Origin of the sequence: Lachnotalea sp. AF33-28 (assembly GCF_003477885.1) — a bacterium.
Lineage (GTDB): Bacteria > Bacillota > Clostridia > Lachnospirales > Lachnospiraceae > AF33-28.
Genome location: NZ_QUEE01000027.1, coordinates 1 through 24,494, shown reverse-complemented (window position 1 = coordinate 24,494; position 24,494 = coordinate 1). Strand labels below are relative to the sequence as shown.

The 24,494-nt window shown below is 44.9% G+C and carries 16 protein-coding genes and 1 tRNA gene; 2 read left to right on the top strand and 15 right to left on the bottom strand.

Going from position 1 to position 24,494, the window contains the following annotated elements; all coding sequences use genetic code 11:
• Positions 1 to 245 precede the first annotated feature (245 nt).
• The 7 genes from DWZ56_RS22305 to DWZ56_RS22275 all read right to left on the bottom strand — a co-directional run bounded on the left by DWZ56_RS22305 (position 246) and on the right by DWZ56_RS22275 (position 11,312).
• A complete protein-coding gene (locus DWZ56_RS22305; protein WP_118558834.1) occupies positions 246 to 3,071 on the bottom strand; it encodes an ATP-binding protein in 2,826 nt (941 codons plus the stop codon).
• Positions 3,072 to 3,201: 130 nt separating this feature from the next.
• Positions 3,202 to 5,304: a glycoside hydrolase family 65 gene (locus DWZ56_RS22300; protein ID WP_118558833.1), complete on the bottom strand. Its 2,103-nt coding sequence runs from the start codon at positions 5,302 to 5,304 to the stop codon at positions 3,202 to 3,204.
• Positions 5,305 to 5,496: 192 nt separating this feature from the next.
• A complete protein-coding gene (locus DWZ56_RS22295; protein WP_118558832.1) occupies positions 5,497 to 6,576 on the bottom strand; it encodes a glycoside hydrolase family 172 protein in 1,080 nt (359 codons plus the stop codon).
• 139 nt (positions 6,577 to 6,715) lie between these two features.
• On the bottom strand, positions 6,716 to 7,732 hold the full coding sequence (locus tag DWZ56_RS22290; RefSeq protein WP_118558831.1) for an alpha/beta hydrolase: 1,017 nt from the start codon (positions 7,730 to 7,732) through the stop codon (positions 6,716 to 6,718).
• The gene (locus DWZ56_RS22285) at positions 7,729 to 8,874 is read right to left on the bottom strand and encodes an ATP-binding cassette domain-containing protein (RefSeq protein ID WP_118558830.1); all 1,146 of its coding nucleotides are present in this window, start codon (positions 8,872 to 8,874) and stop codon (positions 7,729 to 7,731) included. Before DWZ56_RS22285 ends, DWZ56_RS22290 begins: the two co-directional genes overlap by 4 nt.
• Complete coding sequence (locus tag DWZ56_RS22280) at positions 8,792 to 9,499, bottom strand: hypothetical protein (RefSeq protein ID WP_158584698.1); 708 nt, start codon at positions 9,497 to 9,499, stop codon at positions 8,792 to 8,794. The genes DWZ56_RS22285 and DWZ56_RS22280 overlap by 83 nt, the downstream gene beginning before the upstream one ends.
• Complete coding sequence (locus DWZ56_RS22275; protein ID WP_118558828.1) at positions 9,486 to 11,312, bottom strand: ABC transporter ATP-binding protein; 1,827 nt, start codon at positions 11,310 to 11,312, stop codon at positions 9,486 to 9,488. Before DWZ56_RS22275 ends, DWZ56_RS22280 begins: the two co-directional genes overlap by 14 nt.
• A gap of 494 nt (positions 11,313 to 11,806) precedes the next feature.
• Here DWZ56_RS22275 and DWZ56_RS22265 point away from each other — a divergent pair, with 494 nt between their 5' ends.
• On the top strand, positions 11,807 to 13,561 hold the full coding sequence (locus tag DWZ56_RS22265; protein ID WP_118558826.1) for a sensor histidine kinase: 1,755 nt from the start codon (positions 11,807 to 11,809) through the stop codon (positions 13,559 to 13,561).
• A 3-nt stretch (positions 13,562 to 13,564) separates the two neighbouring features.
• Positions 13,565 to 15,145, top strand: coding sequence for a response regulator (locus DWZ56_RS22260; RefSeq protein ID WP_118558825.1), 1,581 nt, complete (start codon positions 13,565 to 13,567; stop codon positions 15,143 to 15,145).
• A 36-nt stretch (positions 15,146 to 15,181) separates the two neighbouring features.
• Here the strand turns inward: DWZ56_RS22260 and DWZ56_RS22255 are convergent, their stop codons facing one another.
• The 8 genes from DWZ56_RS22255 to DWZ56_RS22220 all read right to left on the bottom strand — a co-directional run bounded on the left by DWZ56_RS22255 (position 15,182) and on the right by DWZ56_RS22220 (position 24,375).
• Entirely contained in the window at positions 15,182 to 16,258 is a 1,077-nt protein-coding gene (locus DWZ56_RS22255; RefSeq protein ID WP_118558824.1) for a glycoside hydrolase family 88/105 protein, read from the bottom strand.
• Positions 16,259 to 16,273: 15 nt separating this feature from the next.
• Positions 16,274 to 18,481, bottom strand: a complete 2,208-nt coding sequence (locus DWZ56_RS22250; RefSeq protein ID WP_118558823.1) for a glycosyl hydrolase family 95 catalytic domain-containing protein — start codon at positions 18,479 to 18,481, stop codon at positions 16,274 to 16,276.
• 23 nt (positions 18,482 to 18,504) lie between these two features.
• Positions 18,505 to 19,350, bottom strand: coding sequence for a carbohydrate ABC transporter permease (locus DWZ56_RS22245; protein WP_118558822.1), 846 nt, complete (start codon positions 19,348 to 19,350; stop codon positions 18,505 to 18,507).
• Positions 19,351 to 19,363: 13 nt separating this feature from the next.
• Positions 19,364 to 20,272 (bottom strand): carbohydrate ABC transporter permease, encoded by a 909-nt coding sequence (locus tag DWZ56_RS22240; protein WP_118558821.1) that lies wholly within the window; start codon positions 20,270 to 20,272, stop codon positions 19,364 to 19,366.
• A 90-nt stretch (positions 20,273 to 20,362) separates the two neighbouring features.
• Positions 20,363 to 21,772 (bottom strand): ABC transporter substrate-binding protein, encoded by a 1,410-nt coding sequence (locus DWZ56_RS22235; protein WP_118558820.1) that lies wholly within the window; start codon positions 21,770 to 21,772, stop codon positions 20,363 to 20,365.
• A 290-nt stretch (positions 21,773 to 22,062) separates the two neighbouring features.
• On the bottom strand, positions 22,063 to 23,433 hold the full coding sequence (locus DWZ56_RS22230; protein WP_118558819.1) for a DUF5050 domain-containing protein: 1,371 nt from the start codon (positions 23,431 to 23,433) through the stop codon (positions 22,063 to 22,065).
• A 41-nt stretch (positions 23,434 to 23,474) separates the two neighbouring features.
• Complete coding sequence (locus DWZ56_RS22225; RefSeq protein WP_118558818.1) at positions 23,475 to 23,654, bottom strand: hypothetical protein; 180 nt, start codon at positions 23,652 to 23,654, stop codon at positions 23,475 to 23,477.
• A 648-nt stretch (positions 23,655 to 24,302) separates the two neighbouring features.
• Positions 24,303 to 24,375 (bottom strand) — tRNA-Asn (locus tag DWZ56_RS22220).
• Positions 24,376 to 24,494: the final 119 nt, after the last annotated feature.

The following is a 24,494-nucleotide window of genomic DNA, read 5'->3' as shown; positions in this document are numbered from 1 at the left end:
GCCACTTATTTTTCAACCGTTTTCAAAGTGGAAATAAACTTTTCACTTCAGCCCTTTTTTCAAGCTTTGTAACAGTTCAGACGGCTCATCTTCCTGACCGAAACAAACGGTCAAGAAGCGTATAACTGTCCGGAGCATGGTCCTCATAGGGCTCCCGTAAAACCCGCGCAAGGCGGCGCACTGACGTGCGCGCAGGTCATCAGCCTGGCGGCTGGTGACAATCTGCGAGCTTCACGGAGCGAAGTTTAGTTCAGCTGCTCTCCGATAATCCGGTACATAAAACCAGGATCCACCGGTTTAGGTATAAACTCATTCATCCCGGCCTCCTTTGCCCCATCCACATCTTCCTGAAAGGTATTTGCCGTCATCGCGATGATGGGAAGGCTTTCAGAATCTTCCCGTCCGCAGGAACGGATCTTCGCCGCGGCCATGAGACCGTTCATTTCCGGCATCTGCAGGTCCATCAGGACCACACTGTAGTATCCGGGAGGATTTGCCTGATACATCTCCACCGCCTGCCTGCCGTTGGCGGCCCGTTCCACCGCAACCCCCTTTATGGCCAGCAGTTCCATCGCGATTTCAGCATTCAGGTCATTGTCCTCAGCAAGCAGGATCCTGATGCCTGTAAGCAGAATCTCCTGTTCCGCCTCCGGCTCCTCTTTATCTTCCTCACAGACAGGAAAGGCTGCGGTAAAATAAAATTCCGCTCCCTGTCCGGATTCACTTTTCACACATAATTCGCCGCCCATGAGCTGAACCAGCGTTCTGCTAATCGGCAGCCCAAGACCGGTTCCTTCACTTTTTGATATATTGGATCCTACCTGCTCGAACGCGCCGAAGATCATCGTCTGGCTGTCCTTATCAATTCCTATTCCCGTATCTCTGACGGCAAAATATACTTCTGCCTCTTTACCGTCATAAGACATCTCTTTCACCTGAAGAAACACTTCTCCCTCTTCCTTCGTAAACTTAAATGCGTTGGACAGCAGATTGATCAGCACCTGACGCAGGCGGATTGCATCGCCGCACAGACAGTTGTGCTGCACTTGGATATCAGAGTGAAACTGTATACGGGTCTTAACCGCCTGCACTTCCATCATGCTGCAGACTTCTTCCATCTCCCGGTCCATAAAAAATCTCTCCGGCGTCAGTTCCATCATACCGTTTTCTATCCTGGACATATCCAATATATCGTTGATCAGGGTCAGCAAATATCTGGAGGATTCCCGAATCTTCACCAGTTCCCTCTCCAACTCGGGGGGAACGTTTTCCGCCATACAGGCGAGATCGGACAGGCCCATAATAGCATTCATCGGGGTCCGGATCTCATGGCTCATTCTGGAAAGGAACTCACCCTTTGCATGGTTTTCAGCCTCCGCGCGCCTAAGTTCGGTCTCCATCAGGGCGTTCTTTACTTTCGCTCTGCCTATGATCAGCAAAACACCCGCTATAAAGAGCACAAATACGCTGACAGCTGCTATAAAGGCCAGGGGATTGGCATACATCAGCTCCGACAGGCTTACGGAGGACGAGCCCATCGACACCAGATTTCTGTCCAGAATCGCATTCCTTGTCTGTTTGGACATATTCCCTATAACTTTATTAAAAATTGTCAATAGCTCGGTTTCCACCGGGCGCAAAAGCGCGACGGAAATATCCGTACTCTTATTAACGGTTGCAATGGACGTCACATTTGGATAATGTTCCCGCTGCAGATCCTCTTCTATCGCGGCCGAAAGCCCGTAAAAGAAATCAGCCTCACCGCTGTTCACCGCCTCCAGTCCGTCCGTTATGCTGTCATAATATCGAACCTCGCCGGCATTTACTGAATCAGGCATTGTGCGTCCATTGACAACAGCGCCTGTGAGCCCGCTGTCGGGATAGCTGACATATTTATTTTTAACCACAATGCAGTTCAGGCTGATGTAAGGTTTTGTCAGGGCCAGGCCATATTCTAAAGCCGCCGTGTCCGAGTCCAGAAAGCCTCCCAGCATATCTGCCTTCCCTTCCTGAAGCAGTTGTATCGCTTCTGAATAGCTGCCCGCATAAATATAGGTGAACTTCAGCCCGCTGACTCTTGTAACTTCCTGCAGAAAATCCGCGATAATACCGTTATGATGCTCCCGCACATCAGGCGCACAGTACAAAGGATGCCAGCCCTTTACGACAGCCACCTTTATCGTTTCCGCATGTTCAATATATTCCAATTCCTCTGAATTGAAAACAATGTCACGCTGTGCCTGGCCCGACATATTCGCATTGTAATGTTCTTCCGCAAAATCCGGATCTGATTCAAGAATCTTCCCAAGGGCCATATTCAGGCCGTCCAGAATATCCTGACGTCCGGGATTTGTAACGATGTAATACGGCTGAGCCTCAAAAGAAGTGACCGCGCGGAATTGCTCCGCATCTTCCTTATCATTGCCAAGGAGCAGATCCACTTCCTTATTTTCCAGGCGATGATACAGGTTTCCCTCAATCATATCTTCCTTAGTGTAATACTTCAGTTCGCAGTCCAGATCATTAAATCTCAAGTATTCCTGAAGCCTGCGGATTTTCTCTGCCGCTTTCTCAAATACCCCGATCGTCTTCCCATTCAAGGTGCGCAAGTCGCTGCCCTTAACCGTGTCATCCTCTCGCCTGGCCAGTAGGACCGCCCGATTACTGCCCATACTGTATTCCGGGTAGGCGAATAAGCCTTCAAAACTCTCGTCGTAGAAAGTCCCTCCCATCAGGTCAAATTCACCCGCTATAAACTTATCAATCATCAGCTCGGGATCCACCGGTATATATTCGTAATTCCAGTTTGTATATTTTGAGATTTCATTCAGATAGTCTACCACAAGGCCAGTGGGATTTCCGTTTCCGTCGAACTCACTTAGGCCCTCCAGCATCGGAAATGCAACTCTTAGAGTCACCGTTTCATCCCCGCTGTCTGCAGAGCTTCCCTCACCGCCGTCCGATGCGGCATAAACGCTTTCGCTGCCGGTACACATTAAAACGAAAACCAGAATACCTAGGAAAAGCGTTTTCCATATCATATTCTGTTTTTTCTCCACTCTCATCGACATCTTCACACCATTATCCTTTATTGGAAAACCGTCAATTGTCTGCTTCGCAGACGAAAATCAGCGTTGTATAATATCTGTATTATACAATGACTCACCCGGGATTACCAGCGCTAATTTGGCCCAGGCGGATTCAGCAGGGCAGCGGATGAATCCCCTCATACTCCACTTTCCAGTTTCCATCATCGGGAAATCCCGGGCATGGATGGCCGCACCCGCTGTACCCGGCGGCCATCATAGCCGCCGCCAGCAAAAGGGAACCGTTGCCCGGCAGATAAAGCGGCAGATCGTCCCTGGTCTCCTGACGGTTGTGCCCATTTTTAATATAGGCATTTTTACATGTATCCTTTAGCAGCAGTTCTACAGCCAGTTCCGGTTCCCCCAGGCGCACCGCCGTCATGGCCATCACCGCAAAGTCCCAGCCCCAGAGAGTTTGTTCCTGCCACACTTCCATAACTTTGTACAGGGAGTTTCTCACCGCCTCCGGATCCATCCTGCCGCTGTCGATCATCCCATACGCCATCAGCATGGAGGGGTGATCCCTATTGAAGGACTCATAGGTATCAGGGCAGCGGCTATGCGCCAGATAAAACCCGTCCTTTACCGGGGAGGGAGCCATATGATCCGCAGTATCACGCCATCCGTCCGGCACCTCTCTGCCCAGCATCCGCGCCCACTGTACAGCAATTCTTAAGGTATAAACCCAGTATTCCAGCTCAAACGCCGGATTGGCTGTATCCTTTGGCGGATGGCATTCCTGCACAGGTATCAGCGGCGGCAGCAGCTCATAAACCCCGTCTTTGTTCTTTACCGCATAGTCCGCCATAAAATCCGCCGTTTCTTTTACCAGAATATAATACTTTTCTGCGAACTCCAGGTTCCGGTTCTCCAGATAAGCCATATGAAGCATATAGATGATGTGGGGCTGCTGCCAAATTAAGAGGGGCGCGATCGGAGACGGACTGTCCTGCGCGGACTCCGCCACCATTTTCGGCCATCTGGCTCCCTTATACCCATTTTTAGACGCGTTCTCCCTGGCCTGTGGAAGATGCTCCATATACCACCCCAGGCTTTTCTCCAGCATGTCGGTCCTGCCCCAGAGCGGCAGATATGCTTCATGCCAGAAGAACATTTCCAGGTGGCTTTTCCCATACCAGCTGTTACAGGTGAGGCCGGTCTCCTGAGGCGGTACGGACCCGCTGCAGTTTGCCGCCAGCAGATACTGGGACAGTACGATCCTGCGTTCCAGTTCATTTGCCCTCTCGTCGCGGCTTTCATGAAGCTGTATGATGCCGGTCCTGGTCCAGTAATCCTTCCAGCCCTCCTTAGAACTTTGTACCGCATCGGCGGGAAGCATAGGTTTAAGCGTTTTTTCCGTTAATCCGCATCGCTCCAGCGTCACTGCAAACGCAAAGCTTTCACTGCCGGCCAGGAGCAGAAAGGCATGCTCACCGGCCTTCACCAGTTCCGCTGTCTGTTCCGACATAAGCGTCACGCGGTAACGGTCTCTGTCCAGGGTTCTTTCGAATACGCAGCGCCATATTTCCTCTTTTTCCCCACAGACGTACTCAGTACGGTGCTTTTCTGCCTGTGCCCAGTCGGCTCCGGACATATCCGGGCTCCCATAAGGAAATTCAATAAGTACAGCAGCCTTCGACATCGCCAATGCCTGCGACTGAAGTGAGAACGCCAGCGTATCCTGACCGGAAGCACAGCAGGATGTAATGAAAAAAGGCATGCCCCCTGCCTCAAAGCGGCTTTCCAGCATGCCGCTCTCCAAATGCAGCTCCTGCCGTACAGCATCAATCTCCGCCTCACCGATCTCTTCAAAACACTGTGCCGCGCCGGCCCCGCAGGAACGCCACACAAGACCGATCCGCATAAGGTTCATCCTGTGAGGATTCTGACGCAACCAATGGTACACCCGCTCATTGCCCGGAACACACTCCACCGGATAGGTGACTCTGCGACCGTTAAAATCATATTCTGTCTCTATTACATCTTTCTGTTCATAGGCATACTGTTCTCCTGATACCGGCTCCGTATGCCAGCCCCACTGCGCCATGGTACACAGGGGCATCTTAGTGCGCCTGTACGTGCCATACAGAGTCTGCATGCCCGTGATATCTGCGGTAAAACACAGCTCACCGTTTCCAACGGTGAGCGGGGAAGAAAAATCCGCCGCCTCCAGCACCGGATTGTGTCTTTTTACCAATGATTCTCTGTCAATAGCCATCGTATAATACCCCCAACATATTTTTCACCCGCATCGGTATTGTTATATTTTACCACAGCGCCTCTCCCTCTTCAATTTTTCTTAGTTTTTTCTCTATTTTCTCTATTTTAGCTTAACAGGCTGCCGCCGGGCGCACCACACCAAAACAGGCGCTGCATATGCACAGCGCCTGTCACCTCATCAGATATTGAATTATATGATCTCAAGCCCGTCCGCGTCAGGCAGTTTCGGAAACCTGGCTGAAGGCAGCGTCTGATACCAGTAAGCTACGGAGGATATGTCATCCTGCAGAGGCAGATACCTGCCGCCGCTCCTCCATCCAAGGGCCTGTATCGTCACCCTCAGGTTTTCTTCAAAGCGGATCGGATCGCAGATGTGCCAGCGGTACAGGGAAAACCTCTGCTGTGAACCGTATGCTCCGTCCCCGCGCACCACCTTGGGCATGCCGGCATACGGCGTGCTAAACTCCCGGTACTGACCTTTAACATCAAAATTATAGGAGCCGCAGAAATAGTCCTCCGTGCCGGTTCCGCAGATGGTAGGATACTCTGCGTCGCCGTCCATATAGAACTTGATCTCGCCTTCACCCCACCAGCCGCAGTTGTTGACCCCCCAGGCCATATAGGTACCCACGTACTGTCCCTTGCCGGTTATGCCGTCCGCGATCGTATAAACCTGCTTATACGGCAATGGATTGGTTCTGCGGAACTGAGCATGGAAATACGCGCAGTCCTCCGGCACTTCCGTCAGTGTATAATCGATCTGATAGAATAAAACCGTCTCCTTATCCGCCAGATTCTCTATGGTGATACGGCATTTCTTCCGAAACGGCATCTCCCAGTAGCAGTTAAATGCCGATCCCGGATTGACACAGACCGCCGCGGAATTTACCGGCATGAATTCGCCCTCCTGATACGCGCAGGCAAAGAAATCCCCGATCGGGCATTCCACAGAAGGGTATTCGCTGTCCTCCCAATAAATGCGTATGATCGTCTGCCGCCATACGCCTGTGGGCGTCATCCATATGTGCTGGATCGCTCCCGGACCTTCAATATCGGCGATCTCTGCCGTCTCATGGGCGCCTATTACGATGGACGGCGATATCTTCCAGCCGATACCTAAATCCCTTGCGGCGCTCTCACCCGTGCCCTTCACCGCCCGGCCCCCGCCGCCTTTTTCTCCGTTAAAATTCTCGGGGCTGACAGAACGCGTCTTCGCATCGGATAAACGCGATAAATTGCCCAGATTCATCCCTAAACCGTTAAATCCCATAATGATACATCTCCTCCTGTCTCCATTATTTTTTATTTATCTACTTTATAGAATAAACTATTTTTGTGAACAGGAACATGGCGAAAACTAACTTTTGGTGGCGTATCCTGACATCTTTACCACAGTGGAGCAACAGCGATTATTCGGCACGCCGTTTTGACTGCGGTTGTGTTTGCAGATTTGATTCCGGCTGCGGGCAATAATAATGTTTCTGCGCATAACGGAAGGATCTCATTAAAAACCGTTTTGCCTCCTTTGCCGCCCCGCTGCCCGGACAGACGATATCAAATCCGTGATAGCATCCTGCAAACTCCTTAAAGAAGACAGGAATGCCCTGTCTGCGAAGCTCCGCCACATAAGCCACAGTTTCATCATGAAAGGGCTCAACCGTCCCCACGTAGGTGCATGCCGGCGGCAGGCCGGGCAGATCGGCTGCTCTTGCAGGAGCCGCATAGGCTGATGTATCCGGTCTGCCAAATCGCGCGCCCAGGTAGAGCCTCCATGCGTTTTCATTGGATTGGGAATTCCACACCGGCGCATCATTCTCCACCGCGCTGTCCGATATCATCCGGTCATCCAGCATAGGATACAGCGGCATCTGAAAGGCGACCGCCACCTCCCCGCGGTCTCTTGCGTACAGGCAGAGCGCGGCTGTAAGGCCTCCGCCAGCGCTGTCTCCGCCCACGAACAGCTGATCGGTTCGTATTCCCAGCTTCTTAGCATTCGCCTTCATCCACAGCAGCGCCCGGTAACAGTCCTTAAGAGCCGCAGGATATGGCCGTTCTGTCGATCGGCGATAATCCGGCGAGACAACGACACAGGAACCGTCTTCTGTAAAACGGTCGATAAATGCAGAATCCTGTTCCGGAAGCCCGATGGCAAATCCGCCTCCATGCATCCATAGAAGCCCCGTTGCGGCTGTCCCACCGCCCTTTCTGGCGCGGCAGACGCAGACCCTCAAAGCGGTCCCATCCGGCCGCGGTATGTAATACTCTCTCATACGGGAGGTTCTTCCCAGCCATCTGCCCTTAAGAAAACAGTCAAGGAAACGGTTTGACATTCGGAATTTCCGTTCCGTAAAGTATGGCAGGAGGATCTTAAGGGCTCTTCCTCTGGCCCTTAGCCCGGGACGTATATCCTGTTTAGTGACTTTCATTGTATGGCGGCCTCCTGTTTTTGGCTCACATCTACCTGCGAATTCCACATCTGATAATAGATTCCCTTTTTTATCATTAACTCTTTGTGATTTCCGATTTCCAATACCTTTCCCCTATCCATAACCCAGATCTGATCGGCCAGCCTTGCCGCTGCCAACCGGTGTGTCACGGTAATGACAGTTACTTTCTTTGATATTCCCAGCAGTTTTTCATAGAAGAAATTTTCCTCCAGCGGGTCTATCGCGGATGTGGGCTCATCCAGCACCAACAAATGATGGTTGCGGAATACTCCGCGTGCTATTGCAACTCTCTGCCACTGCCCACCCGATAAATCTTCTCCTCCGAATTCCTTTGACAGCATTGTATCAAGGCCGTTGGGGAAAGAACGGCTTTCGCTATCAATATCGGCAAATTCTATTGCGTCCTTTACATCACTTTGTTTCTTCCAGTCGCTGATTATAATATTCCGCTTTAATGACATTTTATAACGGTTATAATCCTGAAACACCGCCGAAAGGCGTGGTTCTTCTCCTGCCGCTGTTCTGCCGAAAATAACTTTGCCGTTTACAGGATGATAAATACCAAGAATAATTTTCGCCAGTGTTGATTTACCCGCACCGTTGCTTCCCACGATTGCTATCCGGCTTCCATATGGGACGGTCAGATTTATATTGCTTAATGCTTTATCTTTTTGGGCAGGATACATAAAGTCCACGTGCTCCAGCCGTATACAGTCCGCTCTATCTTCTGTCCGGACCGCTGTTTTCTTTTCATCCAGCTCAAAGCAGCTCAAATAGTTCTGTACAGCAGAGTAATTCTTTGCAAGGGAGCCAAGATGACCTCCGATTACCTCCTCCATAATTGAAAACATAAATGAAATGGAGGAAAATACCGCCGCAAATTCACCGACCGTAATATACCCCTTTAAAACAGAGTCAATCAGTAAAACCAGGACAGATGCATAACCTATAAAAGCCGTACCCTTTGTCAAAAAGTCTGTCTTACCGGCTTTCACAGCGGCCTTCCAGTCTTCATAAAGGAAGCGGTGCAGCGCTTCTTCATATTTCACCGCAAAAAAAAGGAACCGCTCCCAGCTGTCTGCTCTCCTTGATATAATCCTTTCCGCAGATGCAGCTGTCATAATACTTCATTTTTCTTCTGTCACTTGCAATGGCATCTTCTTTGCTTCCATATACTTTGCTTTTAATGATCTGACCTGCAAGAACCGGCAGAAAAATCAGCAGAATAACCAGAACAAGGATTGGGCGAAGGCAGTACAGATAAATGCTCATAAAAAGAAAATATGGCAGATACATAGTAAGTACGCTGCTTTCCGTAAATACAAAGCCAAGAACGCTTTCTATACCGCTTTCCGCCTTTTCCACAGAGTCCAGCAGTCTGGAATCCTCATATAAAGCGGGATCGATATGGCCTGTTTTTTCCATCAGGTCCGCAGTCAGCGCTCCTTTGGCCCTGCTCTGCCATACATAAGTCATGTAATTATTAAGGCCGTTCAAAATCTGCACGAGTACAGTTATGCCGCCCAGCAGAAATATGCAGATTACCAGGGAACGGTACTCCCCGCTCTGCAGGGATTCCAGCAGCGCATTATACAGCCCCGCCGTAACAAACGTATTAACTCCGTGGGACAGACCATGCACTATACTGACCGCAATAAACGCAGCAAAATAAACCGGGCATACCTTCCAGACCAGCGGCGTGATCATGGCAGCTGTCTTTATCAAGTTTCTTTTATGAAATTTCATCCTGATACCACCTTCTCTGCCTATTATACATATCTGCATAGATCCCCTGCAGCTTCATAAGCTTTTGATGGCTCCCCTGTTCTGCAATTTTACCGTCAGACAGCACAAAAATATGATCCGCCATCAAAGTCGACCCCAGCCTGTGGCTGATCATGATAACCGTATGTGCCTTAAACGTTCTTTTAAATGTCTGGTACACCTCAAATTCAGCTCTGGGATCCATGGAGGCAGTCGGCTCATCCAGTATCAGTACAGCCGCATTCTGGTACAGAGCTCTTGCCAGTGCAACCTTCTGCCATTCCCCTCCGGATAAGCCGACGCCATTCTCCTCAAGCTTTCCCAGATTTGTCCGAACGCCATCCGCGAGTCTGCCCGACAGCTCTTCCAGACCAGCATTCTTAAGGCAGGATAAAAACTTATCATCCGAAAGATCCGCATCTGTATCCAATGTAATGTTTTCGGAGAATATAATTTCATATCTGCAGTAATCCTGATATATACAGCCGAACAGTCCTCTTAAATATTCCTGGCTTAAAGTGCGCAATTCCCTGCCGTCCACCAGTATTTCACCGGTATAGTCCTTATACAGGCCAGTCAGGAGCTTAATCACTGTTGTTTTCCCAGCGCCGTTTATCCCCACAAACGAATAAGACTTTCCGTTCTCAATGGTCAGGCTCAAGCCTCTCAATATTTCATGATCCTGCCCCGGATATGTAAAATGGACATTACAAAATTCAATCCGGCCAAAAACCGCTTTTTCTTTTCTGTCATTCAGCGTATCCCCTTCTGCTGTCTCCAATTCCATCATCTGTGACAGTTCCGAGTAAAATACCATGTCTTTTGCCATGGCATCCATATAGGCTGTAATCTGCCAGGAAAGAAAGCTCACAAGTTCCAGCACGGTTCCGACCAGGGCCAGATACATGCCTATGCTTAGCGTTCCACGGATAACGGGGAACAGCAGGATAAGCATCATCGAATAGGACAAAAGGCTTGTCGCCAGACCGCCGATCTTAAGCTTTATAAACCATCCGCGCTTTGCCCGGCAGTCTTTCTGCCGGACTTCCTCATACTCTTTCCGGTATTCCGCAGCGATCGGTTCCGTATACTGGAACAAATCGCGTTCGCAGACATAGCTGCGTCCCAGCAGCATTTCCTTCAGGTAATTATACCGGCGCTGCCTGCCTGTCATCTCCTGAGTCATCTTATAATCCGCCTTTCCGCTTCTGACCGCCAGGAGCATCAGCGGAACCGCCAGCGCCAATATGGCTATGCCAGCCCACCAGATCTGTACCGTCAGCGTCACCATGACACCTGCGACGGATACGCACAGACTAGCAATATTCATCACATTCCGGAAGCTTTTATCAATGCGTTCATCCGCATCATTACCCACGCGCTCAATTAGATCACAGGTTTCGGCATCTTCAAAATACCTGTATAGCAGACGTGCACGATGCATCCTGACATCCATCTGAAAGGTCTCTTTCAGCCTGTGGATCAGTCTGGTATGGCTTAACGATTTACCGATTCCGGCCATATGCCTGAACATCAGCAGGGCGACGATCGCCGCTATATACCCGGTTGCCGCTCCCATACCTGTACTGCCGTTAAGAAACGACAGAGCGTTGTTAATGAATCCGGACACCGCATATGTATTGCATACCGGCACGAAAGCCAGCATCACATCCAGGATTACGATCTGGCACACACAGGCCGGCGCATACTGAAATGGAATACGAACGGAATCCAGAATATTAAATTTTCGATTATAAATAAAGGAATTTTCGGCAAAAGCATCTTTGCTGTTCATAATTATGCTTACTCCATCATAGTCGGTTTAAAATCATACCATTCCTGCTGTGCATGATACATGCGCGCATATAATCCACCGGAACTCATCAGTTCTTGGTGCGTTCCGCTCTCTTTTATTTCACCGTTATCCATTGGGGAGCGCACTCAAGCGGCACTTTTATGCTGTCTGCTATTGTATATTTTTGCTTAAGATTCATATGTATACCCGGTTTCATAATAGAGTTATTTTTAATTCCGAATTACTAAACTGCCAATGCCCGTCCCAAAGGATCAGAGACATACTTTCTCACCTTATATAGGCCAATTATATCATACCTATATTGAATAACAAGCAATATTCAAACCGGCTCAGCTAGGGTCCAACCATATTTTCCAGTCTTTACATAAATGCTTTTATTCAATTATTCCAATCCGCTTTACATCCAAATACAACCGGCCTATAATAATAAACGGACCGATTTTTACCACGTTTTTATGATTGTGAGGTAGCTTATGCCACATCGTCATCGTCAATTTAGTCTTTTCGCTAAACTGATTTTGAGTTTTGCTTTATTGATTGTTCTCCCCTTTACTTTATCTATGCGGCTGCTAAACTTAACCGCCGCGAAAAATATCCGTGATAACACTTCCGAATATGTAGAGCTTTTTTCCCGTCAAATTGTTATAAACCTTGAAAACTATTTTGATGAACTCAACCGCTTGACCCGAACAACTTTATTAAACACAGAATTAATCAATGCATTGACGTGCACAGAATTTGAAACACCCATGGATAAATATAATAACACTTCCGTTATCAATAAACAATTATTTACATTATCCATGCAGCAAGTCAACATTCACAGTATTATTTTGCTGGATAAAGATAATGAAGCTTATGTAACAGGTATTGCCAATAGCATCAGCGATTATCCGCGTTTTTTTGAGATTGCAGACCAAGAGCAAATACGCAGCGCTGCCGGGAAACTCGTTATATTTCCCGCACACTCGTTAGACTATTTATACCATAGTGACGGCAAGCCAGTTTTTGCGCTTGGACGCCTTATTAAAGATCAGAATTATCAGATAGCAGGTATGCTTTATCTTATTTTGGACTGCAACGACATTTTGAATCTCATCGATGTAGGGCCTGTTCTTAAAGATAACGGAGGCACCATTGTAGTAACCACATCCAACGGTTCTCTAGTTGCCAACTCAGACGGACTGTACGGCGAGGACTTCTCGGCAGATGTTTTTAATCGTTCAGATCAATATTTTACTGTTCATTCTTCCTCATCCACATGGGATGTATCCGTAGATATCCACGTCCCCACGGATAAGCTTTTCTACAGCGTTCAATCCTTTGAACGATTTTCCAGGTGGACCACCCGTGGCTTAATTATTGTGCTTATTCTTCTGTCCGTCTATCTTTCACACCGATTTGTCCGCCCGATTCGAAAGCTCACCCAAGCCGCGGATGCTGTACGTGATGGTAATTTCCAAATTCAGACCAATATTTTCACCAACGATGAAATCGGACATCTCTCTCAAAGCTTTGACTTAATGATTTGTAAAATAAATGATCTCATTCAAAATGTCTATACAGCAGAACTTCATCAAAAACAAGCGCAGTTAGAAGCATTACAGCAGCAAATTAACCCTCATTTTCTTTTCAACACTCTGGAATCGATCCGAATGAAGGCGGTTGTCAATCAGGACATCGAAGTCGCAATCATGATCAAAAACCTGGGTAAGTTATTTCGCATCACTCTGGACCGGCATCATAAAAACAACCTGGTCGCTGATGAAATCAAGCATGTAAAAGCGTATGTCGATCTACAAAATATACGATACGACAACCGATTTTCATTACACATTGATCTTGATGACAGTTTGTTATTGACTCCTGTCATCAGCCTGATTTTCCAGCCAATCATTGAAAACAGCATCCTACATGGATACGAGCATACCAATGAACCGGGGGATCTTTATATATCCGGTGAAGACAACGGTGACTCCATTATTTTCAGCATACATGACAATGGAATAGGAATACAGCCTGAAGCACTAGCCGCTCAAAATAAAATGCTGCAATTACCGATAGATTTTCAAGAAGAGAAAGATATATACAAAAACATTGGCCTGCGAAATATCTCCTGCCGCCTTATGCTGGAATATGGCCCTGAACACGCACTTTACATTTCTTCCAGTCCAGGTAACGGCACCACTGTAATAATCAATATTCCAAAAGCAAAGAAAGGAGTATAGCTCATGGCATCATATACTGTTTTTTTAGTTGATGACGAGAAAAATATCCTCCAGGGTTTACACCTCTTGATTGACTGGAATGCATTGGATTGTGAAATCATCGGAGAATCGGTTGACGGTGCGCAAGGTGCAGCTATGATCCAATCTCTGCGTCCGGATATAGTAATTACTGATATCTGTATGACCAGTATGAGCGGCCTTGAAATGGTAGCGCAGACCGCAAATACGGATACCCGCTTTATCATCATCAGCGGCTACTCCGATTTTAACTATGCCAAATCCGGCATCGAGCTGGGCGTGATAGACTACATTCTCAAACCTATTGATGAAGATGAACTGATTCTGGCAGTTCAAAAAGCAATACGCAGTATACAGCTTGTGCGGGCACAAAATGCGGAACAAAGGCGATATGAGTCCCTTTGCAGCGCCGTTAACGATCTTGCCCTGCGGGACTTCTGCAATTCTTATTTCGATAATGAAAGAGAAGCGCTCTCATTGTTAGATTGCATGGAAACCGTCCATATCCCTCAAGGATATTATACTGCTCTATATGTTGAATTACCTAATGGCAGTACGCCAGTGGAAAAAATAAGAGAAACACTCGTGGACGTATCGAGGAAACTATTATGTGATAATATTCTGCATTACAAGCACACGCCCACATCATTTGTCCTCATCCTGATTACATCCACACCACCGGAAAAGAAACTTGCGGATTCTCTCAAAAGGTTTCATGCCATGCTTAATGCAGAGTTGTCCTGTACGGTTACACTCGGTGTTGGAGGGACATATCATCTTATTCATCAAATTCCTCTTTCTGTACAGGAAGCAACCCGCTCCCTGGTATTCACGCTGCTTAAGGGGGCAAACTCTGTGAACCGCTATATGGACAATCTGGATCACGCTCATTTTGTCGAAGTAATACCGGCTAAGTTGTGGGACGTATATAAAAATGCATTAGCGCAGGCGGATATTGAGGCAATCATAAACTGTTCAGGAAGTATACTGCAATATGCTGTCAGTTTACAAATGCCTTTAGTAGGATTACAGATCCTATCTATCAATTTGCTCCTGTTAGGATTCCATGCTTTAGGAGACGTTTTTGATTATTCAAAAAACAATGCTTCTACAGACTGTCTGGGAAACATAAAGTTTATCTATTCAGTCACCCAGCCACGCCAAATTGAAAACATTACCAGTTCCATTTTAAAAGAGCTTTACACAGAGTTTCTAAGAATCAACAACTTAAAGGCTCCGGCCATAATCCCCCGCATCCAGGAATATATTAAGACACATTTGTCAGAAGATTTAAGTCTGAATTCAGTCTCACAACTTTTTCATATCTCACCAACCTACATGTGCCGGCTGTTTAAAAAGGAAACCGGGCAGCTTTTTACAGATTATGTGACAGATTTCAAAATTAAGGAATCAAAAAAAATGCTGATGAATGATTTTCATGTGTATGAAATTGCAGAAACGCTTGGATACAAAGATACAAAATACTTTAGCAGACTGTTCGAAAAGCGTACCGGTCAAAAGCCTTCCGAATACAAAAAATCTTGTTTGAAAAATTTCAAAGTGTAATTGGGAGGTAACTTCAAAGCGCGTAGAACTTCTCTGTTACACATGAAACTCTGAAGCCACAGCTGCCCAAAGGCAGCCGCATACGGCCTCCTGCGCGTTCACCTTCTGAGGGTAGCGGATATAATCATCAAAACATTTTTGCACGCACAGACCTTCACACGCACCGTAAACATCAATAAGCCCATTTTCATTCATTACCGCTCGTTTCAAGAGTGCTTCATAGCCTCTTCCAGCGCACTTTTTATAGGCTGCATCTATCACTAAGCCATGTTGCAGTGCATAAGCAAATGCATATGTGAACATTGCACTGCCAGAAGTATCACACCAGTTATCTGGATGATCTGGGCGGTCTACTATTTGATACCAAAGTCCTGTCTTCTCATCCTGCATCGCTAAAAGTCCCGCCAGTAAAGCTTTTAACTGGCGGCATGCAGTCTGCCAGGCTCCACGCTCTTGTGGCACATTACCCAGCACCTCGGTTAGAATCAGTGCATACCAACCCAGTCCCTCACTCCAAACGCATTCCGAGCGTCCGTCCTTTCCCGCCCAGACTGCACGTGAATCTTCACTGTACGCATGAACCAGCATGCCGCCGTGTGTGTGGCAATAATAGTAAATCAGCTCCAGCTGTCGTTTAGTCTCGTCAAAGCAAGCCGGTTCATGGAAGACACGGCCATATCTACAGTAAAACATCTGTCCCATGAACACACCATCCACCCACATTTCACCAGGGTATTCTGTGCGATTGTGAAGGAATCCACCTTCCCGCGTCCTTGGATAATCCTGAAATGCATTATAAATACGGCGGCAGGCAGCCGCATAGCGTTCCTCCCCAGTCTGCTCGTACATCCAAGCCAAAACTGCGCCAGCCATCATGTCATCCATACTGCAGCCTGTGAAACCAAGAATACTTCCATCCGCAGAGACATGCGCCTTACAGAATGTGTAAATATAATCCCGATAACGTATGTTTCCTGTGGCATTCCACAGCTTTATCATGCCAATAAGTAAATATCCCTGCGGATAACTCCATGAACGGTAAGGGTACAGATCGGCTTCCGGGTATCTCTTGATAATTGTATCAGCCAAACGCTGTGAAAGGTTGTTATACATTTATCTTCCTCCTAATCACTGTCCAGTATGAAGGCAGATTCTTTCTTCGAACTCTATAACATCGCCCTGTTTTGTCGGAATCACGGCTCTTCTTTCATCAATTACTGCAGCACTATTTCCGTTGATTTTCATTGACGTGTGCTCCCATGGCAGCGCAATAGTCAATTCCATACCTTTTTCGCTTTCCACACGGATTACTTTTACATAATTCTGCTCGATCATCGCACTGACCAAAAAGGCTCCATAAGCACGCAGTCTGTAGAAAGAAGCATCTTTATCCCGTGGCCAAACAGGAAAAATTCTCACCACTCCTTCATGACTCTGCAGCATCATTTCGTTAATTCCGCTTGTGACACCGCTGCAATCTTCCATACCTCCACCGCCATGCCAGATAAACCGATTAGGAAAGGAGCGCAGCAGACATTGTTCTATGAGTTTATCATATAACAGTTGAGGATCCCTCCCTACACGTGCACACATAACGGTATATTCACAAAATGAATTAAAATCATCGAAATGATTATTTCTGTGACAGACCGTATTTAGTGCTATCCGGAGCAGTTCCGGCGGTGAATCCAGACCAATACAGTTAAAAGGATAGATCTGACGGAGACAAACAGCTGTATCTCTATCTATCCAGGGGATGCCATTTTCGCTGAACTTAAACACCTCTTCCCCCTTATGAATAAACGTTGGAAACGGAGCGAGGTGGTTTAGTATGTGCTCCCACTTTTCTTTTTTTTCTTCATGAAGGCTTAGAGCCTCACTCAGGTCCAATATTCCGCGAAATAACATGCGCAAAGCGCCTAACGCAAGCACATTGTTCTTTTCTTCCTCGTTACAGGAATACTCCTCATACAGGCAGTCACCTACTATATTATAGCATCCATGTTCCCACACTAAATCTGCTTCCCAGAATTGGACGACCTCCCATACAAAAGGATATGCCTTTCGTGCGATCGTCTCATCCAAAGTCATGTAGTAATGCATAAAAATATTACAGCAGCAATAGGCGGCATTTATTTTCTGATGGTGAAACAGAGAACAGCAAACCGTCCCCCAAGGCCCTATTTCCACAGGAAGGCAGATTCCAGGACGGTCAAATTTATTTTTTGCATATAATTGACCGATTGGGATAATCTCCAAAAGCGGGTCAACATATGACTCTGCCAATTCCGTCCGGTTAGCAGTATACAGACAGAAATACGGTGATTCATAATTATAATTAATTGTGTAAGAGCCTGTCCATTTCGGACGGTCACTTGTTATCCACGGTCCATATAAACCTGGCTGTACTTTTCCTGATCGAACCGCAGATCCAATAAAATAAAGTGACGAATAATAATAAGCATCCAATATATCATCACCAGTCTGGACAAAAGATTTCTCCCAGTAGCTTTTCCACCATGTTCGATGTTCCTCCCGTATTTCTGCATACTGTACAATTGAAGAAATACAAAGCTTGCAGGCCTGTTCCCTGGCATCTGCCGCATCCAAATCACTCAGAACAGCCATAATCATATGAACCTTTTTATCTGGTAACAGCCAAAATTCTCCTCCTTTGTCACTTATATATTCCGGATGATACTGCGTCATAATATCTGTAGCAATACTGGCAAACAGCCATCGGCTTCCCTTCAGCGAATAAGGCTCTGCCGGATATTCCCACCATAAAGTATCATCTCTTATCCCATCAGAATATCCATAAATCTCTGACGTACCGAAAATACCGGGCATTGAAGAAAATATTATATGCAGAGGATCTTTACCTATATTTTCCATCTCCACTGCAAGAATATTTTTTTCTGCACTTATAAAAGAGGTGTAACGTACATCCATATCACCCTTTTGATATACGGATAAAACCTCCGCATAATAAGGATTTTGTTCCGTATGATAGGAACACCCTTGTAACGCCGGCACTTCAATCTTCAACCAGCCGGCCGGAACAATGCGAGTGCCCGAACGGCGTCCTTCTTTTTCCAGGAGGCGCTGCTGTCGCTGCTTGTCCGTTTGCGCCAAATGTGCTTGCGTCCAAAAATCATTCTTTCCCAAATAAAAGACTTGCTCTGCACCATCTCCGCCAATTGCGGCACCTAAATCTCCATTACCCAGTAACGGTGCATCCGTCATGGTATCAGTAGGCAGCCGTTTTGGGGGTTCGGTAAGGATTGCAATTCCTTTTTCTACTAAATCCTTAACGTTTACCGTTGATATCTCCATATGAAGAATCTCCTATCTTTTATTTAACCTTTCACAGAACCAGAAGTCATTCCTTCGATGAAATATCGATTCATAAATATATACAAAATGACCATCGGTACAATAGATATCACGCTGCCGGCTATCATAATATTCCATGATGATATGCCTTCTCCCACATCTTTAAGCGCTAAAACGCCTACCGTCAAAGGGCGAAGTTCCGGTTTGGAAATTGAAAGTGCGAGCGGAAGCAAGTAGCTATTCCAGGCATTTTTAAATGCAAATAACGCAGATGTAGCCAGGATTGGCTTACTCAAAGGCATAACAATACGCAAGAAGATTCCAAAGAAACCACATCCGTCTATTTCAGCAGCTTCTTCAATTTCCTTACTGACACCGGACATATACGAAGTAACCAATATAACCGTGAACGGAAGAACAGAAGCCGTCTGAGTAAGCACCATGCTCCACAAACTTCCCATTAAGCCCAGCATTTTACACATTTTAAATATTGGATAAATGAGAACTGCATTGGGAACAAACATTACCATACCCATCAGAGCCATCAAAAAGCCCTTCATCTTTCCAGCGATATGGACAAGTACATAGGATGCCATTCCAGCTATAATCAATGTTAAAACAGTTGTCATCACTGAAATAAAAACACTATTAAACGTATACCGAGCAAAATTAGCCTCTCGCCATGCAAAAATATAGTTCTCGATATTCCATTTTTCCGGGAATATATTAGAACCTCCCGCTAAGAATTCAAGATTGCTCTTAAAGGAGCCAAAAAATGCATACACCAGCGGAAATAATGTAAAAATGAGGAGCAGGCTCAAGAATAAATATATAAATATTTTACTTATTTTGTATTTTAAAATTTTCATAATATAACTACTCCTATGAATCATGAAACTTTTTACCAGTCAGGCCCAGATACAGAGCTCCAACCAGAGCTGTAATAACCGTGGCGCCTACACTCAATGCTGATGCATATCCCTGTTGTGCTCCCGAGGTGCTGAAAAAGTAATTGTAAATGTGTAAAGCCATAACGGAAGTTTCATTTCCGGGCCCTCCATTCGTAATCACCTTTACAGAATCAAATAACTGGAACGCATTCAATATTACCATCATAGTTATTACAGGAAACATTGAGCCCAACAGAGGGAATGTAATACGAGTAAATTTTTGCCTTGTATTTGCACCATCTATAACCGCACTTTCATACAATTCCAACGGAATCCGCTGAATGGCCGCCAGGAACAGCACCATAAAAAAGCCAAACTGCCCCCATGTATTCAATAGAATAATAACCCATTTCGCCAAAGTTACATTAGCCAGCCACTCAATCGGTCTTTCAATCAATCCAACTGATTGCAGCAGGCCATTTACAATGCCGTTATAAGACGCAAACATAAAATAAAAAATAATACCGATAATTGCAGTGCTTGTTACATTTGGCAGAAAAAATGTAGTTCTTAAGAAATTTCTTCCACGTATCTTACCATTAAGCAATACCGCTGTTAAAAGAGAAAGCGGAACTTGTACCACATAACCCATTACCGTAAATTGCAATGTGTTCCAAACGCTCTTCCACCATGAGGTATCGTGGAACATCCTTTTATAGTTATCAAAACCCACAAAAGACTGAACTGCAACTCCATTATACTTTGTGAAGCTGTAAAAAACAGAGCACAGTAATGGGTACACATTGAAAAGCAAGAACAAAGCAAGCAGTGGTGCAAGCATCAAAGCAATTTGAATTTTGCAGCCGAACCGGTGCTTTTTATTTTTATATGTAGTTCTCATATATTATCTCACCTGCTTAAATTTCTATATACAGATTTTAAAAAGGCGGAATGCGATTCACATTATTGCATTCCGCCCATAACAGAAAGCCTAACGAGTATAATAATCAAAACCTTCCGGCTTCAAATCGCTTTCATCCAGAACTCCCTGCTCAATCGCTTTGTCCAACGCAGCATTATAGCTGTCGGACAATTTCTGCAGTTCTTTTTCGATATCTTTGCCTTCAATAACCAGAATTGGATATACTACCTCACGGCTGTCACCCTCAAGAGTGATTTTTTGGCTTGGGACTACCGGAAAGGACGAAAGATTTTCCATGTCTTTAATACCCGACATTCCCTTCGTAGATTTTACTTCGTCCATACTGTTGATACGTACATTTACCTCCTCTACAAGGGAAAAAGCTGGAGCAATCCTGTCCGGATATTTATTCATGGATGCATCATACAAATTTAATGTTGTGTATTCAATTGCTTTGACAGCCTCAGCAATATGTTTTGAATTTATGCTCACAGCCAGCCCGCTATCCATAGTCAGATAATCCTTCGCGCGCTTTTGTCCATCAAAAATAGGAACCAGTGCCGTATCATAATTCAAATTTTTAGCAGCTTCAATTTCATTATTGTATCCATTTATCATCCAGTTACCGTCAAAGTACATTGCAATCTTATCCGTAGCAAAATTAGCACGTACCATCTCAATGTCCATAGATTCTGAACCAGGCATTATACTGCCTGACGCGTACAGTTCATGAAAGTATTCGATAATCGGAGTTTGTTTTGCAAAATCAAAGCGTCCCGTTGTATAATCAAATGCCCACGGACCGGTCAGCCCTGAAAGGATCGCAATATTATCAATGTTTCTTTCCCATGTTGAGCCGGATTTAATAGGTAGGCCGAAACCAAAATATTCGCCTTTTCCAGCCTCAGTTATCTGCTTTGCAAATGTCAGCATTTCTTCTAATGTCTTCGGCGGTTGATTTGGATCCAGTCCCGACTTTTCGAACAGATCCCGATTGTAATAGAGACGAATAAAACGTGCACTATCTGCAATCCCATATACTTTACCGTCATATGTATACTGTGCCAGAGCCGAAGGATTGATTTTTTCACGAAACTCATCTGAAATATAATCGTCCAAAGGGGCAAGATAGCCTGCATCCACATATTGTTTTAAGTCGCCAATTGTAGCTACAGAAAAATAATCCGGCATCTCATTGGATGCAAAAGCCAGTTTTACCACATCAGTATAGTTATCTCCGTACACCTCATAATTTACTTTAATATCGCTCTGCTTTTCATTGAACTCATCAGTAACAATCGTAGCGGTACTCTCATTTCCGCTTCCTCTCATCCATGCCTTTAGCTCCACCTTCCCTTGGGGCTGGCTTACTGTACTGCCATCTTGTGTCGGTGCATTTTTTGTCTCCGAACATCCAGACACAAGCATTACAACCAAAAGTATACTGCTCAAAATGGCTGTTAATCTTTTTCTCTTCATTGTTTTCCTCCCTTAGTATATGAATTTGTCAAACTTGGTACTTTAATTATAAGCTGTCTCATTTTTATAGACAAGGTGATAATATTGTCTATAAAGGAAGAAAATATTATCTTTTTTTATAAACTACATTCAACCCTGAGCGTTTCAGGCAGCTAAAACACCCTATCTGAATCTAAATAAAAATAGCATGATATCCACTGATTACATCATTTGAGCTGCTCAAATTCGTATCAGTGATTCATGCTATTTTCGAATGCTTTGTTGCTTGATATATATTCTTTTACGTTGTTTTATTGATGAAAACCGTGATATTTTTCTCCTAAAATAATCAATTCATCGGCTTCATGTAATCTTGCCAAAGAACAAAGGCTGCGATATAGTCCGATCTTATCCACCGCTTCTTCTAAAACAAATATACCACTGGTTTCTAATTTATATGGATCAAAATTGAATTGTTCCACCCTATAAGTACCTTTTTTTGCATGAGTTGAAATTCTTACGATTGGTTTGTATTCCATGCCTCGATCCATACCGTCTGCCTCTTTCTGCGTATATAGATATCCTCCGGAAACACACAAAAACCAAGACTCAGATAGTGCAAATCCAGCTTTCTCGGATGTCAACATTAGTTTATTTTTACCGTTTACAACTTCATATAAACCACTTTGTTTTGTTTCAAATCCTATCGCAACATAATATATTTTATCATCTTGTATGGTAATCCCATGTATTTCTAATTCATTGTCAATAACATAATTTTCTATTAACTTGGAAGTTTTAATATTATAAATATCTATTCCCTTGTTTACAATATATATCTTATCATCTTTTATCTGAAAACCCGAATCACCAATGCCAGGGGACCTATATTGATATAATATTTTCGAAACAGTTTCAGATATTGAAAAACTACATAAGACCGACATTTTGGGTTCTACTGTACCTATATAATAAATCATATCATCTTTGACCGCAAAATGAATTAGGGACATATTATCTGGAATAGGGACGATTTCTTTTATATCAGATCCATCAAGATTCATTTGATAAATACAATTATTATTCAAAAAATATATTTCATCTTCTAATACACAGTATTTCTGATATCCATTCTCCCATATAATCCGAAAATCCGTTCCATCCATTTTTATACGGCATAATCCCAGACTATCATGAAAAAAAAGTAAATACTCCCCATACACCTGCAATGCTCTTATTTGACCATACCAATTAGTACCCAGTAACATTTGATCATAAAGAATCATTTGACCAACGTTAGCATCTGACCGCATGCGAAAAATGCTATTACCTGCACATATGAAAAAAATCCAATTACCGCTGGCAACCGCCACATTATAGTTTGCATTTGCCGTTTTAGTTTCTGTATCATCCAATTCACTTAATGGAATTTCATCTAACCCTTCCATAATGTATAAATCAGTTCCTTCAACTTGATTTGCGCCTTTCAATTTTTCACCATTCATCGTTAACTGTGATGTTTCTTGGATTATTTGACTTTCATTTATTGTTTCTCTTTCAATAGCCATACTAAGACTTTCACACACTAAATCGTTTCCCTCACTGGTTGTATTGATCCTTCCAGAATAGCAACCTGATAATAAAAGGGGGATAAGCAGTAAGATACTTATTTCTCTTTTCATCTATTCCTCCACATATTTTCCAAACATTGGGATTCTAATTATTATAACCTTATCAAAAATATAAGTAAAGTACTTTCCTTTCCGATGAGTCCCCTTTCCAGACGGTTTAGATATTGGCTGTCTTCCGCCACAAAATATTCCACCAGACGATCCACCATGACCTCCAGCCATTCCTCTGCATCGCCGTTTCCCTCTTTTACCGGCCGGTTCTCTCCCTGCATTTCTCTTTTTCCCTCTCCTCTTCCCTCTGATTCTGCTTTCTAAAACATCGATCCTCCTATCTTTTCCGCCACTATGTTTCTACTCCATCGAAAAAAAGAACACTGTAGATGGATCATCCACAGCATTCTCCTTTTCACATTTCCGTATGATTTTTTTGTCTCACAAGCTTTCAAGAAAAACCGTCTGGTTTTCTCTCTATTCCGGTGGCAGACGTTCCCAGCCCTTTAACAGCTGTTTCTGCATATCCGTAAGCCTGGGATACATAGTACTGTTTCTAATCATGCTAAAGCAGCTGCCTTTTTTCTCCGATGACAGGACACCATCTCATATCCCCCGCTCTTTCCGGCCGTACCAGACAGGGAATCAGAATACTATACTTCTGTATACTGTCTGCCATTTCCATCATCTCTTCATCCATCCGAACCTGAAAGGTATCACCTCCTTCGTCAAGGACCGGTAGGCTTCCACCACTTTTGTATTACCGTTATTTTTTTGCACAAAAAAACCGCTTGTCCGATGTTAGACAAACGGCCCGTGCTGATCGCCGGTGATCTCTTTCACCAGTTTTGCAACACAACCTTATACTTGTTTTTTTGTTTTTTAGATAAGCAAAAGACCTATGCACTTATGTCTATAGGTCTTTTAAGCTCCCCGAGTAGGACTCGAACCTACGACAGCGCGGTTAACAGCCGCGTGCTCTACCGACTGAGCTATCGAGGAATGGCGTTTTCTCTTTTTTATTATACCCTCAAAACTACACATTATCAACATCTTTTTTACATCTTCTTACCAAGTTCTCTACCAGATCTTCCAGTATCCGTTTCCGGATCTTTTGGTCA